The organism is Mucilaginibacter rivuli (assembly GCF_019391655.1).
Classification (GTDB): Bacteria; Bacteroidota; Bacteroidia; order Sphingobacteriales; family Sphingobacteriaceae; genus Mucilaginibacter; species Mucilaginibacter rivuli.
On sequence record NZ_JAHXPQ010000008.1, the window covers coordinates 85,097 to 103,031 of the forward strand.

The 17,935-nt window shown below is 41.7% G+C and carries 16 protein-coding genes; 11 read left to right on the top strand and 5 right to left on the bottom strand.

Annotated elements, in window-relative coordinates; translation table 11 throughout:
- The first annotated feature begins 63 nt into the window (after positions 1–63).
- The 7 genes from KXQ82_RS17575 to KXQ82_RS17605 all read left to right on the top strand — a co-directional run bounded on the left by KXQ82_RS17575 (position 64) and on the right by KXQ82_RS17605 (position 7,218).
- Positions 64–1,182 (top strand): tetratricopeptide repeat protein, encoded by a 1,119-nt coding sequence (locus KXQ82_RS17575; protein WP_219489776.1) that lies wholly within the window; start codon positions 64–66, stop codon positions 1,180–1,182.
- Between the two features lie 163 nt (positions 1,183–1,345).
- Positions 1,346–3,619 carry an ATP-dependent helicase gene (locus KXQ82_RS17580; protein WP_219489777.1) on the top strand — a complete coding sequence of 758 codons (2,274 nt, stop codon included), beginning with the start codon at positions 1,346–1,348 and terminating at the stop codon, positions 3,617–3,619.
- A gap of 181 nt (positions 3,620–3,800) precedes the next feature.
- On the top strand, positions 3,801–4,640 hold the full coding sequence (locus KXQ82_RS17585) for a hypothetical protein (protein ID WP_219489778.1): 840 nt from the start codon (positions 3,801–3,803) through the stop codon (positions 4,638–4,640).
- Positions 4,641–4,797: 157 nt separating this feature from the next.
- Entirely contained in the window at positions 4,798–5,553 is a 756-nt protein-coding gene (locus tag KXQ82_RS17590; protein ID WP_219489780.1) for a porin family protein, read from the top strand.
- 45 nt (positions 5,554–5,598) lie between these two features.
- Positions 5,599–5,997, top strand: a complete 399-nt coding sequence (locus tag KXQ82_RS17595; RefSeq protein WP_219489782.1) for a hypothetical protein — start codon at positions 5,599–5,601, stop codon at positions 5,995–5,997.
- Positions 5,998–6,003: 6 nt separating this feature from the next.
- Complete coding sequence (locus KXQ82_RS17600) at positions 6,004–6,411, top strand: DUF1801 domain-containing protein (protein WP_219489784.1); 408 nt, start codon at positions 6,004–6,006, stop codon at positions 6,409–6,411.
- A 54-nt stretch (positions 6,412–6,465) separates the two neighbouring features.
- Entirely contained in the window at positions 6,466–7,218 is a 753-nt protein-coding gene (locus tag KXQ82_RS17605) for a porin family protein (protein ID WP_219489786.1), read from the top strand.
- 17 nt (positions 7,219–7,235) lie between these two features.
- On the opposite strand, the gene KXQ82_RS17610 is transcribed toward KXQ82_RS17605, so the two are convergent.
- The 4 genes from KXQ82_RS17610 to gatB form a co-directional block, all read right to left on the bottom strand.
- Positions 7,236–7,955 carry an RluA family pseudouridine synthase gene (locus tag KXQ82_RS17610; protein WP_219489788.1) on the bottom strand — a complete coding sequence of 240 codons (720 nt, stop codon included), beginning with the start codon at positions 7,953–7,955 and terminating at the stop codon, positions 7,236–7,238.
- A gap of 163 nt (positions 7,956–8,118) precedes the next feature.
- Complete coding sequence (locus KXQ82_RS17615) at positions 8,119–8,808, bottom strand: response regulator transcription factor (protein ID WP_219489790.1); 690 nt, start codon at positions 8,806–8,808, stop codon at positions 8,119–8,121.
- 100 nt (positions 8,809–8,908) lie between these two features.
- Positions 8,909–10,039: a TlpA disulfide reductase family protein gene (locus KXQ82_RS17620; RefSeq protein ID WP_219489792.1), complete on the bottom strand. Its 1,131-nt coding sequence runs from the start codon at positions 10,037–10,039 to the stop codon at positions 8,909–8,911.
- The gene (gene gatB / locus KXQ82_RS17625; protein WP_219489794.1) at positions 10,036–11,508 is read right to left on the bottom strand and encodes an Asp-tRNA(Asn)/Glu-tRNA(Gln) amidotransferase subunit GatB; all 1,473 of its coding nucleotides are present in this window, start codon (positions 11,506–11,508) and stop codon (positions 10,036–10,038) included. The genes KXQ82_RS17620 and gatB overlap by 4 nt, the downstream gene beginning before the upstream one ends.
- A gap of 136 nt (positions 11,509–11,644) precedes the next feature.
- Between gatB and KXQ82_RS17630 the strand changes: the two genes are divergently transcribed.
- Positions 11,645–12,181 carry a hypothetical protein gene (locus KXQ82_RS17630; RefSeq protein ID WP_219489796.1) on the top strand — a complete coding sequence of 179 codons (537 nt, stop codon included), beginning with the start codon at positions 11,645–11,647 and terminating at the stop codon, positions 12,179–12,181.
- A 100-nt stretch (positions 12,182–12,281) separates the two neighbouring features.
- Here the strand turns inward: KXQ82_RS17630 and alaS are convergent, their stop codons facing one another.
- Positions 12,282–14,993 (bottom strand): alanine--tRNA ligase, encoded by a 2,712-nt coding sequence (gene alaS, locus KXQ82_RS17635; protein ID WP_219489798.1) that lies wholly within the window; start codon positions 14,991–14,993, stop codon positions 12,282–12,284.
- Between the two features lie 136 nt (positions 14,994–15,129).
- Here alaS and KXQ82_RS17640 point away from each other — a divergent pair, with 136 nt between their 5' ends.
- The 3 genes from KXQ82_RS17640 to hisD all read left to right on the top strand — a co-directional run bounded on the left by KXQ82_RS17640 (position 15,130) and on the right by hisD (position 17,862).
- Positions 15,130–15,465 carry a MerR family transcriptional regulator gene (locus KXQ82_RS17640; RefSeq protein WP_219489801.1) on the top strand — a complete coding sequence of 112 codons (336 nt, stop codon included), beginning with the start codon at positions 15,130–15,132 and terminating at the stop codon, positions 15,463–15,465.
- Between the two features lie 221 nt (positions 15,466–15,686).
- On the top strand, positions 15,687–16,538 hold the full coding sequence (hisG, locus tag KXQ82_RS17645; RefSeq protein WP_219489803.1) for an ATP phosphoribosyltransferase: 852 nt from the start codon (positions 15,687–15,689) through the stop codon (positions 16,536–16,538).
- A 37-nt stretch (positions 16,539–16,575) separates the two neighbouring features.
- Positions 16,576–17,862: a histidinol dehydrogenase gene (gene hisD, locus KXQ82_RS17650; RefSeq protein WP_219489805.1), complete on the top strand. Its 1,287-nt coding sequence runs from the start codon at positions 16,576–16,578 to the stop codon at positions 17,860–17,862.
- Positions 17,863–17,935: the final 73 nt, after the last annotated feature.

The following is a 17,935-nucleotide window of genomic DNA, read 5'->3' on the forward strand; positions in this document are numbered from 1 at the left end:
TAAAATAATATCTGTTTCATAATAACATGTATATTGGTTGCACTAAACCAACAACTCCCAATTATGAATAAGTTATTGATAATATTACCCTCTGTTTTATTAACTGCCAATATCGCTTTATGCCAAAGCCGGATCGATCAGGGACAGCGATCTGTGCTCGCACCCTCAGGTTCAGTTACCGCTGCCGAGCGGATCATGACCACTTCGCGTAATTCACAGGCCACAAATTACAATAATTTAGGGCTTGCAGCTTTACATGCCGGAAAGTATGATGAAGCTTTAAAGTACTTTGACCAGTCGATAAGCATTGATAACAGGTATGCATCACCCTATAACAACCGCGGATTGGTTAAAGAAAAATTAAACCAGCTAAAAGAAGCTATCGACGATTTTAACGATGCCGTTAACCTTGAACCGCAATTTATAGGAAGTCAATACAATGCAGCCAATGCCAAGTATCGTTTCGGTGATTATAAAGGTTGTATCAAAAACTTAAACGCGGTTATAGATCTGGCACCTAAAGATGCCAATGCATGGCTGAAACGTGGCATGGCCCGCAACAAGATAAAAGAGTATAAAAAGGCGGTGGAAGATTGCAGTCGCGCCATCGAATTAAACTCCTCGTTATCTGATGCATACATTAACAAAGGCATTGCCGAAATGAATCTCGATAAAAAGGTGGAAGCTATGGACGACCTTACAAAAGCGCACCAAATGGGCAATCGCTGTGCCGATTCATTGATAAATGTTTTGTCGCCAGGTACCGTGCTGCCCCCCGTAGCTAATGCGCCTGTTAATACATTAACGAGCATACCAGCGGTTGATTCAAAAAGTATTGCCGAAGCCAATTCATTCAATGCAAAAGGCATTCAAAGTGCCAAGGAAAACAGCCTTACGGATGCTATTGCCAATTTCACTAATGCAATAAGCATAAACCCTAATTTTGCAAGTGCTTATAACAACCGGGGGAATACAAAGAGAATACAAAAAGATTATGCAGGTGCCTTACAAGATCTCAACAAAGCCATAGCCCTCAGCCCTAATTACTCTGTTGCTTTTATTAACCGTGGCCGGGTTGAAATAGAAGTTGGTAAAAAAGCGGATGCCTGTGCTGATTTTACAAGGGCTAAAGAATTAGGCAACCGTGGTGCTGATCAATTTATTATGCAAAACTGCCAGTAAGTTTACTGGCAAAAAACACTAACCCGCTATTGTATTTTAGTGCATTCGTAGCAATGCAGTTTATCCACACATGCCTAAAAATGTGCAATACTCTGTGCGCTTTGCCCTATGCTCTTTGCACGTAAAACGCTAATTTCGCAGACATAGAAAAGAGGAGAAAGTTTTGGATTATTTAAAGGGATTAAATCCTTCGCAACGAGACGCGGTATTACAAACCGAAGGGCCGGTAATGATCATCGCGGGCGCGGGTTCAGGTAAAACAAGGGTTATTACATACAGGGTGGCACACCTGATCAGCAAGGGTGTCGATTCATTCAACATACTGGTACTTACATTTACCAACAAAGCCGCGCGCGAAATGCGCGAGCGTATTATGCATGCCGCAGGGCCCGAGGCCAAAAATATCTGGATGGGAACCTTCCACTCGGTATTTGCCAAGATACTGCGTGTAGAGGCTGATAAGATTGGTTATCCCAACAACTTTACCATTTACGATACCGATGATAGCAAAAGTGTACTGCGCGCCATTGTTAAGGAAATGAATCTGGATGATAAGCTGTATAATATCAATTTTGTGCTTAATCGTATATCAGCGTCAAAAAACAACCTGATATCGGCACAGGAGTACCAGCAGAATGAAGCCATACAGGCCGATGATCATTCAAGCGGCCGCGGTTTATTGGGTAAAATATTTGAAGCATATACCAACCGCTGTTTCCGCGCGGGAGCTATGGATTTTGATGACTTGCTGTACAAAACCAATGAGTTGCTAAAACTTCACCCCGATGTGCTGTACAAATATCAAAACAAGTTTAAGTATCTGATGGTGGACGAGTATCAGGATACCAACTTTTCGCAGTACCTTATTGTGAAAAAACTGGCTTCCATTAACGAGAATATCTGCGTGGTAGGCGATGATGCGCAGAGTATATACGCCTTTCGTGGTGCAAACATCCAGAACATACTCAATTTTGAAAAGGATTATCCCGACCTGAAAGTATTTAAACTGGAGCAGAATTACCGTTCTACCCAAAACATTGTGAATGTTGCCAACAGCATCATATCCAATAACAAAGAACAGCTTAAAAAGAATGTTTTCAGCGAAAAAGATCAGGGTGACAAGATCAAGATCGTGCGTGCATTTAGTGATAATGAAGAAGGTAAGGTAACTGCCGAATCCATTATGCAGGAGCGTGCTAATAAGAGTATGAAATGGAAAGATTTTGCCATTTTGTATCGTACCAACGCACAATCACGATCGATGGAGGAAGGTTTGCGCAAACTCAACATCCCCTACAAAATATACGGGGGGCTCTCCTTTTATCAGCGTAAAGAAATTAAAGACCTGATAGCCTACTTCCGCTTAACGTTTAACCCAAGTGATGAAGAAGCCTTAAAGCGTGTTATCAACTATCCCAAACGTGGTATTGGCGATACTTCGCTCGACCGTATCATCATCACCGCCGGCGAAAAAGATAAGTCGGTTTGGGAGATCATGAGCGATGGGCAAACTTACCTGGATGGCCGTATCAACTCGGTGATATATCCTTTTGTTACCATGATACAAAGCTTCCAGGTGATCACAAAGAACCTGAACGCATATGATGCCGCCCTGCATATCGCGCAACACTGCGGCATATTAAAAGATCTGTACGAGGATAAATCTGTAGAAGGATTGAACCGTTACGAAAACATACAGGAGTTGCTAAACGGTATTAAAGAATTTAGCGAGCGCGAAGATATTGAAGAAAAAGGCCTGGATGTATTTATGCAGGATATTGCCCTGCTCACCAACGACGATAACGATAAAAAGAAAGATGCCGATACCGTATCCTTAATGACGATACACTCCAGTAAGGGTTTGGAGTTTCCGCATGTATACGTGGTGGGCCTGGAGGAGAACTTGTTCCCCTCGCAAATGAGCCTGAACTCGCGTAGCGACCTGGAAGAAGAGCGCCGCCTGTTTTACGTGGCCGTTACCCGCGCCGAAAGCAAGCTTACCATCAGCTACGCTACATCGCGCTTTAAGTTTGGCACGCTCATTAACTGCGAGCCAAGCCGCTTTTTGGATGAGATTGACGCTCAATACCTCGAGCTTGATTTTACCGCTAAAAAGCAACCCACCGGTAACCCTTTCTTTGATGATGAGCGCAGCGCCTGGGCCAGTAAGGATACCTTTAGCAAGCCCAAACCAGCTATTGCGCCAAAGGTTAAAACCACCAGCATACTGGCAAAAGCACACGTGCCATCGGCAGGCTTCGCGCCAAGCGATACCAGTAACCTGCAGGTAGGTATGGAAGTAGAGCACGAGCGATTTGGCTTTGGTAAAGTAGTAAGCATGGAAACCAAACCAGATGTTAAGGCCACCATATTTTTTAAAGAAGTTGGGCAGAAACAGTTGCTGTTAAAGTTTGCCAAGTTGAGGATTGTGGGGTAAGATGTAAAAGACGGAGTCTGAGATCAGAAATTCGTAAAGATAGAACAAACTCTCGGCTGTATTTAGAGCTTGTGAGTTAGCATCTGTACGCCTTACGGTAAATACCGTTACAATGGCCAATTTATGTTAAGTAGCTGATCTTATATGGCTTATTGTTTTTTTGAATTATAGAAAATATCACATGACACTTATTGCATCTTGGTTGAATCTCGAAAATAAAACACATCCGACTATTTGGACTGCTGCCGATTCTCAAATATCTGACGGGAAAGATACATTAACGTTGGAAGGTTCTAAAGTATTGGAATTACCAATAAGAGTCAGAGATTTAACGACCCCTATTCAAGAAGTTTATTTTAAATCTTCGTTTGGATTTGCCTACGCTGGCAGTTCCTTCACCGCATTTAACACATATTCAACTTTGAGCGTTATCCTTGACAATCTTGGTCGATCTAAAGTCGAGGGTATTTTACCGTCTCATGATAGTATTTTAAGTAAGTGTAAAGACATTTTAAAACATTATACAATAGAAAAATCAAGACTTGCAGAAGTTTCTATTTGGGGATTTTGCCCCGTTAGCAAAGAACCTTTTATCGGAGTTATTAAACAAAACGAATTTATAAATGATTATGACATTACGATCCAACATGGTTCAACAACCAATCTAAAATGGTTTTTATTAGGGAATAGTGATGCTAAAAAAAAGTTCGAGGAATTAATTTTAAAAAGGTTAGAACAATTTGAAAACTCTTTCAATTCAGATTATTGGCGTTCCCCATTTTATCCTTTGCGAGAGATTATTGAGTCCAAACGGTTCGGTGGTGTTGGCGGCAACATCCAACTTTCAATGTCAACTCTTTATTCATTTGGCCATTATTCAGTAATTGCTCCAATCGATGAAAGCAAAAAATCATGGACGTTAAAATTTAGAAATTTTGATGTAAGAGAAGACTTTGGCTGGTACGTTGGGGATTGCTTAATTTCGATTAATGGTATGGCTATGGATTATCCTTATTCATAAACTAATTACTATGGTTCCCCATGTTGTTCTTATATACTATCTACGAATCAATAAGCCAGTTGCGTGATAATAAATAATTTAACCCATCCCAAATTTTTAATAATTTTTGACACCTTTATATATTACTATCGTCTATCACCATATAAACCTTAGTATCATGAAGAGGCCCTTGCTCCTTTTATCTGCAATTTTTATCTCATGTATAACTGTTAAGGCACAGTATATTGATCAGCCCCGTGTCCGTATCGGTTTAAAGGCCGGACTTAACTTATCAGGCTTTACGCGCGATGTGGGTGTTTTTGATCAGCATTCGGCAACTTATGACAACAGCCCGTACGTTGGCGCGCAAAACTTTATCCGTTTAACCTGCCTGTTTGGTATTACGGTTGATTACCCCATAAATAATAAACTGTCATTTGCTACCGAATTATTATACAATGGCCGTGGCGGAGCGTACCAGATAGAAAACCCCAATGTTTACGATACTGATGAATACGGCAATGCTATTACCGCGTATGACCGATATAATTTCCAGATCGATTACGTAGAGGCACCCTTGCTTTTGCAATACAAAATATCAGTTGGCCAGGATAATTCCACCTACTTTTTGTATGGCGGCATAGCTCCCGCGATACTGGTAAAATCGCGAACCAATTATAATTATTATACCGGCGATGCGGCAGATGCCAGCAGCACTACTAAAAAAGGCATTTTGTATAATGTGAACGGATTTAATATTAGCCCGATAGCAGGCCTTAAAATAGCATGGAACCATGATGCGCCACGTATGCCTTTCTTAGATATCAGAATGGAATACGCTACCTTACCGGTATTTAACCGGACCGAAAGCAACGGTTATAATTTACGTACCGGCATGTGGACCTTGGCCATAGGTGGCGGATTGAGGTTTTAGTTACTTCTTAAAAATTGTGTATCTTGGTATTACCGATCATAAGATATGAAACCTTTTCTGCTGATATTTTTCTTTCTGCTTTTTTGCAAAATAGCGAATGCGCAGTTTGAAAATCCTCCAAAACTCTCGGTTACCGCTGATGCGGGTGGCCCGCCAGTAACGATCAGGATTTGTGCACCAAGCCGTAGTAGCATCCTGACAAAACCTTTAGTTTTAATATATACGCACAATCAAACCATCAGGATAAATATTGGCATCGACAGTATAGATAAAATTGAGCCCAAATCTATTAAATCAATAAATGTACTGAAAGACGCTAAGGCTACCAGCATGTATGGCGATGCAGCAAAAGCAGGAGTTGTGCAAATATATCTTGATGATGAAAAATACCCGGATGCTTATAAGAGGTTTATTAAGCCAGACACAACTGTACGTAAAAACTAATCAGGCATGACCATAGCAGAACACCTTGACCAAAAAGACCCGATCCGCCAGCCCTTGTTGAAAGCGTTACATGAGATCATCATAAAGAACGACCCAAGTGTTGAAGCGGTTGTTGGCACGATGATGGGCAAAGAAATGATATTGTATAACGATCGTGGCTCGTTTAAATACGGCCTGGCAGCGCCTAAAGAATATATGAGCCTGCATGTATTACCCATGTACATGAATGCGCCTTTACATGAAAAGTATGTTAACCTACTTCCCAAAGCAAAATTTCAGAAAGGTTGTATCAACTTTAAAAATGCCGATGAAATACCTTTAACTATCGCAGCGCAACTCATTACTGACTGTGCCCCTATTGATCTCATTAAAATAAGACAGGATTATCTGGATGCAAAAAAGAAGAAAAAATAACCTTTAATCTATTTATTATTAAATACTTATTTTTATCAAACCAATTTACCTGTTATGATAAAAAGAGCATTGCCTTTAGTTTTGCTGGCTTTATTGCCGGTTGTTAATGCCATCGCGCAAAAACAAATTATAAAAAAAATACATTTAAGCGTTAAAGGTGGCGTTAACCTGTCGTCATTCACCAATGATGTTGCACCATTTGATCCATATTCAAAGCTCACCTCGAGCAGCCGTTTTTTTGAGAATTATACAAAATACTTTCGTGTAAGTATTATAGCTGGTGTAACTGCCGACTATCCCATCAGCAAATCCTTTTCAATAGCCACCGAGTTATTGTACAATGCACGGGGGGCAGCCTATCGTGTTGGTTATGGTACTTTTAGCAGCGGGAGCTCGAGCAGTGTTGAGGGCGAGTATAATTATTACCGGTATAAAATTGATTATATAGCGTTACCCTTATTAGTACAATATAATTTAATGGGGCCAAAATCAAGGTTCTCATACCTGGTGTATGGCGGTATTGCACCGGCCTTAGCTATCAAAACCGGGGTAACACAGTTATATCATAATAAAGACGGCAGCGTAGGCTCGGCAGATTATAATCTCGATAATGTTCGTAAACTTAACCTGAGCCCGGTAGCTGGTTTGCAATTTGGCGGGAACAGGCAAAAACGCATGCGCCCCTTTTGCGATCTGCGTTTTGAATACACTGCACTGCCTGTATTTGATAAAGAAAGCATATTTAACGGGTACAATTTAAGTACCCGCATGTGGACGGGAAGTATTAGTGCGGGGATACGGTTTTAATTACGTTAAAATCGTATCTAACTATCAAACTTCTCCAGCAGCTTCAGCAACGTATCAAAATCCTTTGGATAAGGTGCGTGGATAGTGACTTCATTGCTTTCATCTATCTTAAACGTTACTTCATAAGCATGCAGGGCAAAGCGCTTCATAATGGGCAGTTCTTCCTGGTCTTTACCAATGCGGTAGCCTCGTTTAATTTTGGATAAAAAAACAGGCTCTCCTTTATACATTTCATCCCCCGCTATTGATGCACGCTGTGTAGCCAGGTGGATACGGATCTGGTGCATACGGCCTGTTACCGGGCGGCACTCTACCAAGGTATAATGCTTAAAGTATTTTAGTGATTGAAAATGCGTTTCGGCCTTTTTACCTTCCTGCCTGCTAATGGTTACATTACCTTTGCCTGCGTTTAGTATGGGCAAATCAATTGTAAGATCATCAAAGGTATGTGTACCCTCAATAATGGCATGGTATATCTTCTTCACCTTGCGGCGCTCAAACTGCATGGATACCAAACGGTAAGCTTCGGGGTTTTTAGCTATAATAAGCGCGCCTGAGGTTTCTTTATCCAGGCGGTGGCATATTTGTGCATCCGCACTGTAAGCCTTGGCTAAACGCAGCATATTGATCTCTCCACCTTCACGCTCATCAAGCGAACTGATAAAAGGTGGTTTGTTTACAACAATGATATCAGGATTTTCGAACAGGATAAGATCCTGGAACTTGGGTATCTTCATTTCGCTGCAAATATCGCAGAAAGATGTCGAATTTCGAATTTTCGATTTCGGATTTGCCTTTTGGCAGAAATCATTTTAAAAAAAGAAGGCATTATCTGTTTAAAAACGATAATGCCTTCAATAATAAATTCGAAATTGAAAATCCGAAATTCGAAATCAAAAATTAATGTAGCTCAAACTTATATCCCACCCCTTTTACGGTAGATACATAAGTTTCGCCCAGTTTTTCGCGTAGTTTGCGTATGTGTACATCAATGGTACGGTTGGTTACCACCACGCTGTCTTCCCATATGTTTTTCAGGATAACCTCGCGGGTGTATACTTTACCTGGTTTTGATGCCAGCAGGTACAACAATTCAAATTCTTTTTTGGCCAGTACTACTTTTTCGCCACCCTGAAAAACAAGGTATGCTTCGCGGTCAATCACCAGATCGCCAATTTCCAGTTTATTGTCAGATACTTCTTCAGTTGGCGAGTTGCGGCGTAGTATAGCGTTAATGCGGCTAACCAAAGCGCGTGGCTTTATCGGTTTAGCTATATAATCATCGGCACCCACATTAAAACCTGCAATTTCTGAGTACTCTTCGCTGCGGGCGGTTAAAAAAACCATAAAGGTATTTTTAAACTCGGGCATGGTGCGCATAATACGGCAGGCTTCTATTCCATCCATCTTAGGCATCATAATATCAAGTATGATCAGGTCTGGAAGGGCTTTTTTAGCTTCGGATACAGCTTCCTGGCCATTATGGGCAGTATATACCTGGTATCCTTCTTTCTTTAAGTTATATTCTATCAACTCCAAAATATCCGGTTCATCATCAACTATCAGGATTTTTTGTTTTGGATTGCTCATAAGGTTGTTTTTTTCAGTAAATGTATAACCTTAAAGATAGCAAAAGATTAAGTCAATATTAACAAATTGTTAATGGTCACATTAATTTAACGTACAGCTACTACTTACTGAACGTTTTATTAAAAAAATCTTCAAGTTGCTTGCCTGTGATGTTTTTTGCCACAATTATACCTTTAGGATCAATGATGAAATTTGAGGGAATGGCTTCAATTTTATACAGCTTTTCAACCGGGCCATCAAAGCGTTGAAACTCCGATGCATGGCGCCATGTTAACTTATCGGCAGCTACAGCCTCAAGCCATGGTTTACGCTCAACATCAAGGCTGATACTTAAAATATTTAAACCTTTATCTTTAAATTTAGCATACAATTTAACAACATTAGGATTTTCTTTGCGGCATGGCGCGCACCATGATGCCCAAAAATCCAACATAATGTATTTGCCTTTATAATCAGACAGTTTAACAAGTTTATTATCACTATCAATAAGCGTAAAATCTGGCGCAACATGCCCTACCGAAATAGGCTTGATCTCCATCATCGTCTTAACAAAAAAGTTAACAGTAGCATTACCCGGAAACTTTCCTTTAACAAAATCTGCATAAGCAACCAACTGCTGCTCATACTTAAACCTGTCTAAAGCCTGCGATGCATAAAAGGCGGCCAGCGAGGTTTCATTTTCATTCATAAATTTCAGTACCTCGGCACTGCTTGCATCCATGTTTTTTTCAAAACGCGGATAATAAAAGGCTATTAAAGCGTCAGAGTCAGCTTTATTTTTAGCTGTTTTATATTTTGCGCTAAACTCATCGTTTATAGTTTTAGTAACTTTACTATAACCGGCCATTATTTTGTTATAGGTGCGCATTTTTTCAGAATCCTCCGATCCGTATATTTCATAGGCACCGGTAGTATCTTTTCCTTCAATTTTTATATTGATATCCTCTCCGTTCCTCGCGATCAGGTTTATCGGGAAACTACCTAATAAAACTTCGTAAAACTGGGGGTCGGCAACGTTACGTTTAAATGAAAACTCCCCATCAGTTAATGCTACAGAATCGATTATCGTCATGCTGCCCGATTGCGTGCTATCTGTTTTTAAAAGAAACGCTGTTTTAATTTTGCCCGGGTGCTCCACCTTTCCGCTAATAGTGAAAGAGTTTTTATCGCGACAAGCGGTTAAAGCAATCGAAAATGATATAATAACTGAAAGTACTACTCTTGTTTTCATTTGGTTGATTCTAACACTTCAATTAATAATTGGTTAGTTTTTTTGGGATCAATTTTCCCTTTTGACAGCTTCATTATATCGCCCATAAACAGGCCTAAAACGCCTTTTTTTCCATTATGGTATTCTTTTACCTTATCGGGATGATTAGCAAGCGCTGTTTTGATGAACAATGTTACATCTACACCACCTTCTTCAATTATCAGGTTCTGCTCATTGGCTACCTGTTCAGCAGTTTTTTCAGGGTGGCCTACCAGTACCGGGAATATTTTATGTGCGGCTACCGAATTACTTACCTTACCGCTATCTACCAACGCGATAAGGCCAGCTAACTGAGCTGTACTTAATTTGAAATCCTGAATGCTGATACTGTTTTCATTCAGGTATGATTTTACAGTACCCATTAACCAGTTTGCAGCCGATTTATAGTGGCTGGTTTGCTTTATCAGCGATTCAAAATAATTCACCACATCTTTATCAGCAGTAATTACCAATGCATCGTATGATGATAAACCCAATTCGGTAGTATATTTCATATACAATTCTGTCGGCAAAGCCGGCATTTCCTTACGTATATTATCAATATAACTTTGGGTAAGTACCAAAGGTGGCAAATCCGGATCAGGGAAGTAACGATAATCATTCGCCATTTCTTTTGAGCGCAGTACTGATGTTTCGCCGGTATGGGCATCAAAATCAAGCGTATTCTGATCTATTCTTCCGCCGGCCTCAATAACGCTAACCTGGCGCAAAAACTCATGATCGATGGCGCGTTGAACATTACGTATCGAGTTCAGGTTTTTCACCTCGCAGCGGTTGCCTAAAGTTGTGGTGCCCTTTAACCGTACCGAAATATTGGCATCGCAGCGCATACTGCCTTCTTCCATATTGCCATCGCAAATGTCAAGGTATCGTACCAGCTTACGCAACTCGGTCAGGTATTGCTGCGCTTCTTCGGCGCTTTTCAAATCGGGTTCTGATACAATTTCGAGCAAAGGTACCCCTGCCCTGTTCAGGTCGATGAATGATTGCGTGCTGTCCTGGTCGTGCATGCTTTTGCCTGCATCTTCTTCCATATGGATGTGGTGGATAGCGATGTTTTTTACTTCGCCGCTTTTAAGGCGCACCTCAACAGCACCACCAACACATATCGGCTCAATATCCTGGCTTATCTGGTAGCCTTTCGGCAGATCGGCATAAAAGTAATTTTTCCGGGCAAAGTGGTTATTTAAACTGATCTTGCTGCCAACAGCCAGGCCCAGTTTAACAGCATATTCTACCGCTTTGGTATTTGTACGCGGCAAAGTACCGGGATGCCCAACAGATACCGGGCTGATGTGTGTATTGGGCCCACCACCAAATGCAGATGAGTCTGACGAAAATATTTTGGTATTGGTTGATAGCTGGGCATGCACCTCTAAACCAACAACCAACTCATATTTTTCAATGTTCGAAACCGGGGTATTTGTCATTCTAAAAAATCGTTCCGGTTAAACTCCGGACTATTACAGGTGTCAAATATAAGCTTATTCCCGTTTATCAATAACGGAGCCACATATTTCGGCATAAATATTGAATTAATAGTGTTAAATAACTAAAATTTATAACATGAAAAAAGTTAAAATAGTACTTGCCGCCATGGCGCTATTCATTGCAGCAGGCATTACACAAACTAAAGCCCAACTGAGCATTAGTGTTAATATAGGCTCACAGCCTACATGGGGGCCTGTTGGTTATGACAGGGCCGATTATTATTACCTGCCCGATGTAGAAAGCTATTATAGTGTATCAACCCATCAGTTTATTTATTTAAGCAACGGCAGATGGATATACGCGGCTAACTTACCCGGCAGGTATGCTAATTATGACCTGTATTCAGGCTATAAAGTAGTTGTAAACAGGCCACGTCCCTACCTTAACTATAACCAGGACAGGGTTGAATATGGTAAATATAAAGGATGGAAAGGTAAACAAACCATCATTCGCGATTCGCGCGACCCGAAATATCATGGTAAACCGAACAAACAGGAAAAAGAATATTACAAAGAGGAAAAGAAATACGAAAAACAAGAGCAGAAATATGACAAGCACCAAGACAAGGGTGATAAACATGGCAATGGTAAAGGCCACGGCCATGGCGACTAAATATTAACTATGATTACCATGCAAAAAGCCATCCCGAATACCAGGATGGCTTTTTTGCATTTGATAGATTTGACAAATTTAAAAAGCTGTCAAATCTAAATTATGGTATAAAACTTTTCGCTTTTTCCAGGGCCCTGTCTAAACCGCTCGCATCTTTACCACCTGCTGTTGCATAAAAAGGCTGGCCGCCGCCGCCGCCCTGTATCTCTTTAGCCAGTTCGCGCACTATCTTGCCGGCATCTAAACCTTTATCTTTCACTAAGTTTTCAGATAGCATAACTGTCAGGCTTGGCTTGCCATCAAACTCGGCTGCCAATACCAGCAACATATCGGTAACAATATCCTTAATGCTGTAAGCTAAATTTTTAACCGTGTCGGCATTGGGCAGGTCCACCCTTTCGGCGATAAAGTTGATGCCGTTTATGCTTTGAGCTTTATCTGCAAGGCCTTGCTTTAAACCCGAAGCCTGTTGCATTAAAGCCTTGCCTTGTGCTTTTTTAAGCTTCGCGTTCTCTTCTACCAAGTCTTCCACACTTTTAACTACGTTGGCCGGATTTTTCAACGCCGCTTTAACACCATTAAGCGCGGCAAACTGTTCACTGATATAATTTTCTGCAAAAACGCTGGTAAGGGCCTCTATGCGGCGAACACCTGCGGCAACGGCGCTTTCGGATATGATCTTGAAGAAACCGATCTCTCCTGTATTTTTTACGTGTGTACCACCACATAACTCCTGACTAAAATTAGAATCGAACGTGATCACCCGTACCCAATCGCCATATTTTTCCCCAAAAGCAGCGGTAACGCCCCTTTCAATAGCATCGCGATAAAAAACGTTGCGTTCTTCTTTTAGTGGGATACACTCGCGTACCTTTTGGTTTACCGTACGCTCAATAGCTTCCAGGTCGCTGTCGCTGATCTTGCTGAAATGCGAGAAATCAAAACGCAGGTACTCCGGTGTAACCAACGAGCCTTTCTGACTGATATGATCGCCCAGTATTTGCCTTAAGGCTCCATTCAGCAAGTGAGTGGCTGAGTGGTTAGCATTTGTGTATTGGCGCATAGGGTTTGCATAGGCCATATAAGTGCGTGGCACAGGGTTTGGCAAACGCCCCGCTTGCTCAACCCCTTCGGGGGTATAAGTTGGCATTGGCGTAGCTACGTGAATGATAAGGCCGTTCTCCTTTTTCGTATCGGTCACATCAAACACAAGCGGACCTGTTTGTTCATTATACCATTCACTTACCAACTGGCCCTTATCGCCTATCTGGCCACCACCTTCGGGATAAAAAGGAGTCCTGTCCAGCACGATATGATATTGTTCTTTACCTTGTGTACTCACCTTGCGATACCGCAATATCTCTACACGGTCTATCATCATTTCATCATACCCCTCAAAGCGGGTATCGCCATTACGCAAAACCACCCAATCGCCCGCGTTAACTGCTGATGCCAATTTAGAGCGTTGTTTTTGTTGGTGGAGAGCAGCCTCGTAACCGTCAAGGTCAACAGTCCATCCCTTTTCACGAGCCATTAGTTCAGTTAGATCGATAGGAAATCCATAGGTATCGGATAGTTCAAATGCAAAACGCCCATCCACGATATCTTTATGGCCGTCATAGTTACTTATATATTCGCGAGTCTTGAGTTCCTCAACAAAAAAGTCTTCAAATAATGTTAAACCCTTTTCCAAGGTCCTCAAAAATGCTGTCTCTTCTTCCAAAACAACCTTTTGCACAAAATCTTTCTGCTCTACCAGTTCAGTAAAAACCCCATCAAACTGTTTAGCCAACAAAGGCACCAACTGGTTTAAGAAGGGTTCCTTAAAGTTCAAAGTCTGGTAAGAATACCTTACCGCACGGCGTAATATCCGGCGGATCACATAACCTGCCTTATTACTCGCAGGCAATTGCCCATCCGCAATAGCAAAGCTAATGGCACGGATATGATCGGCCATAACGCGCATGGCAATATCGGTTCTTTCTTCTTTGCCGTAAGGGATACCACTTTTTTCGGCGATGAATTGAATGATCGGTTGGAAAACATCCGTATCATAATTCGACCGCTTACCTTGTATCACCCGCACCAAACGCTCAAAACCCATACCGGTATCCACGTGTTTGGCAGGCAATGGCTGCAGGCTGCCGTCTTTTAAGCGGTTAAACTGCATAAATACGTTGTTCCATATCTCAATCACCTGGTCGCTGTCGCCGTTAACCAGGCTTGCGCCATCTACTTGTTTCCTTTCAGCATCGGGTCGGCTGTCAAAATGTATCTCGGTACACGGGCCGCAGGGGCCGGTTTCGCCCATTTCCCAAAAATTATCTTTTTTGTTTCCTTTAACAATATGGTCGGCGGCTACGTATTGTTTCCACAGTTCAAGCGTTTCGGTATCAGGCGCTAAACCTTCTTTTTCGTCACCTTCAAAGTACGATACGTACAGGCGGTCTTTATCAAGCTTATAAACCTCGGTCAATAGCTCCCAGCTCCAGGCAATGGCTTCTTTTTTAAAGTAGTCGCCAAAACTCCAGTTACCAAGCATCTCGAACATGGTATGGTGATAGGTATCAATACCCACCTCTTCCAGATCATTATGCTTGCCCGACACCCGCAAACAACGCTGCGTATCAGCCACACGGGGACTAACCGCTGCCGCCTCGCCCAAAAACACATCCTTAAACTGGTTCATGCCTGCGTTGGTAAACATCAACGTAGGGTCGTTCTTTACCACAATGGGTGCCGAGGGAACGATGGTATGTTGTTTGGAAGCAAAAAAATCTAAATAAGCCTGGCGTATTTCTGAAGCGGTCATGGTATTTTATTATAAAATGCAAAGATAGTTTTTAGTAGGAAAGTCGAAAGTCTTGAGTCGGGAGTCTTGAGCCGGTTTCGATAAAATATTTTTGACTCAAGACTACAGACTATCGACTAAAGACTTAAATTTGCATATGCCTTACAAAGAACGCGAAATATCTAAAATGTACTATACCATGGGCGAGGTTGCGGCCATGTTTGATGTAAACCAGTCGCTGCTGCGTTTTTACGAAAAGGAATTTGATATTCTTCAACCCAAAAAGAACAAAAAGGGAAACCGCTACTTTACTAACGAGGATATCGAAAACCTGAAAATCATCTTCAACCTTATTAACGACAAGGGCTATACCCTGCAAGGCGCTAAAGATTACCTGAAACAGAACCTGGAAGGCACAAAAGAGAACCAAAGTGTTATCGCCTCGCTGGAAAGCATTAAGAGCTTTTTGTTGGAGGTGAGGGATCAGATGTAAACCTGAATAGAAGCAAGAATCCAGAGTCAGGCATCAAGAAAATAGAGTTCTATTTGATTTTTCTAATATATCCCTATATTTGCAGCAACTTACCTCCAATAAATGAAAGGTTTTAACATACATCAACTGCATCTGCATCATCGTACAAAGTAACGATCCGCATATCTGTATGTTAATTTTAATACCTGTTCATCCTTATTACTACCCTTAATTCAAATTTTGTGAAGACACTTAAAATAGCGATCCAAAAGTCGGGCCGCCTGAATGAAAAATCTGTTGAGCTGCTAAAAAATTGTGGTTTAAACTTCGAAAACTATAAAAGCTCGTTAATATCGCCTGTATCAAATTTCCCTTTGGAGATACTTTTTTTACGCGATGACGATATCCCCGAATACGTACAGGATGGCATTGCCGATATTGGCATTGTGGGCGAAAACATGATAGAAGAAACCGAGGTTGATGTAGATTACCTGCAACGCCTGGGTTTTGGAAAATGCACTTTAAAGATAGCCGTACAAAACGACAGCGATATTAAAACGCTGACTGACCTAAACGGTAAGGCCATCGCTACATCCTACCCTGCTATTTTGGGTAAGTTTTTAGCTGACAATAACATTAAGTCGGATATCCGCATGATATCCGGTTCGGTAGAAATATCACCGGGTTTGGGTTTAAGCGATGCGATATTTGATATCGTATCAACAGGTGGCACACTAAAAAGCAATGGTTTAAAACCTTTTGCTGATGTAATGAAATCGGAAGCGATACTTATTGGCAATAAGAATATTGAGAACGCTGACCTGATACAGGAACTGATAGAACGCATACAATCGGTATTGCGTGCTAAAGAAACCAAATATGTAGTATTGAATGTTGCCAAAGAAAACCTGCAAAAAGTTGTAGACCTACTACCAGGTGTAAAAAGCCCATCAGTAGTACCATTGGCCGAACCGGATTGGGTGGCCGTACACACCGTAATACAGGAACGTGATTTTTGGGAGAAAATAAGTAAACTAAAACAAGCCGGCGCACAAGGTATTGTTGTGATGCCGATAGAGAAGATAATTACGTAGCCCCCTAACCCCCTGAAGGGTGAATTGAATATCTGGAATGAAAACATTTAAGTATAGGGATTTAAGTTTACAGCAACTCAAACAACTCGTTCAACGTAACGTTGACCCGGCGAATGAGATACGCACGGTTGTAGAGGATGTGATAGCCAACGTGCGCAAACATGGCGACAAGGCTTTGATAGACTATGCCGAAAAGTTTGATAAGGTTGTTTTGAATAAACTCTACCTTGATAAAGCCGAACTGGCCGGTTTAGCCTCTACGCTTGCGCCTGAGCAAAAAGCAGCTTTGCAAACGGCTTATAATAACATCAAAAAATTCCACCAAACGCAGCTAAAAACTGAGGATAAGGTTGAAACCATGCCCGGGGTAACCTGCTGGCGCGAGTTAAGGCCAATTGAGCGGGTAGGTTTATATATACCAGGTGGAACGGCTGTTTTACCAAGCACGTTTTTAATGTTAGGCATACCCGCACAAATTGCCGGTTGCCACCAGATAGTTGTTTGCTCGCCGCCGCAAAAAAACGGTAAGGTGAATGCCTTTATAGCCTATGTGGCTCAATTGCTGGGCATTGAAAGGATTTACCTTGCGGGAGGTTCACAGGCTGTTGCCGCTATGGCTTACGGTACCGAAAGTATTCCCGCAGTGGATAAAATATTTGGCCCGGGTAACCAGTTTGTAACCAAAGCTAAAACTATCATACAATCAACCACTACCTGCGCCATTGATATGCCTGCAGGCCCTTCGGAAGTATTGGTGATAGCTGATGATACCAGTAACCCGGAGTTTGTTGCCGCCGACCTGTTAGCACAGGCCGAACACGGTATTGATAGTCAGGCTGTTTTAGTGGCAACATCACAAAACATTATTGATGCTACTTTAGCTGCTTTAGAAAAACAGTTACCCATATTGCCAAGGGCCGAAATAGCCACGAAGGCAATTGAAAACTCGTACGCGGTATTAGCAGATGATTTAAAACAAGCAATGCAATTCAGTAACCTGTACGCACCGGAGCACTTGATCCTGGCAACAGAAAACTGGAATCAAATAACAGGCGATATTATCAATGCGGGTTCAGTATTTTTAGGGAACCTGACGCCTGAAAGCGTCGGCGATTATGCATCGGGAACAAATCACACACTACCCACAAGTGCTTATGCAAGGGCATATTCAGGTGTATCAGTTGATTCCTTTGTGAAAAAGATAACTTTCCAGCATATTACGCCCGATGGCATCCAAAACATCGGGCCAAGTGTAGAAATATTAGCCGAATTGGAAGGGCTGCATGCCCATAAGAACGCGGTGACGTTGAGAATGAATAAATAGCAATAACAAACTATGTCATTGCGAGGCACGAAGCAATCACTGAGGCATGTAGCAAACAATGCATGTCGTATAC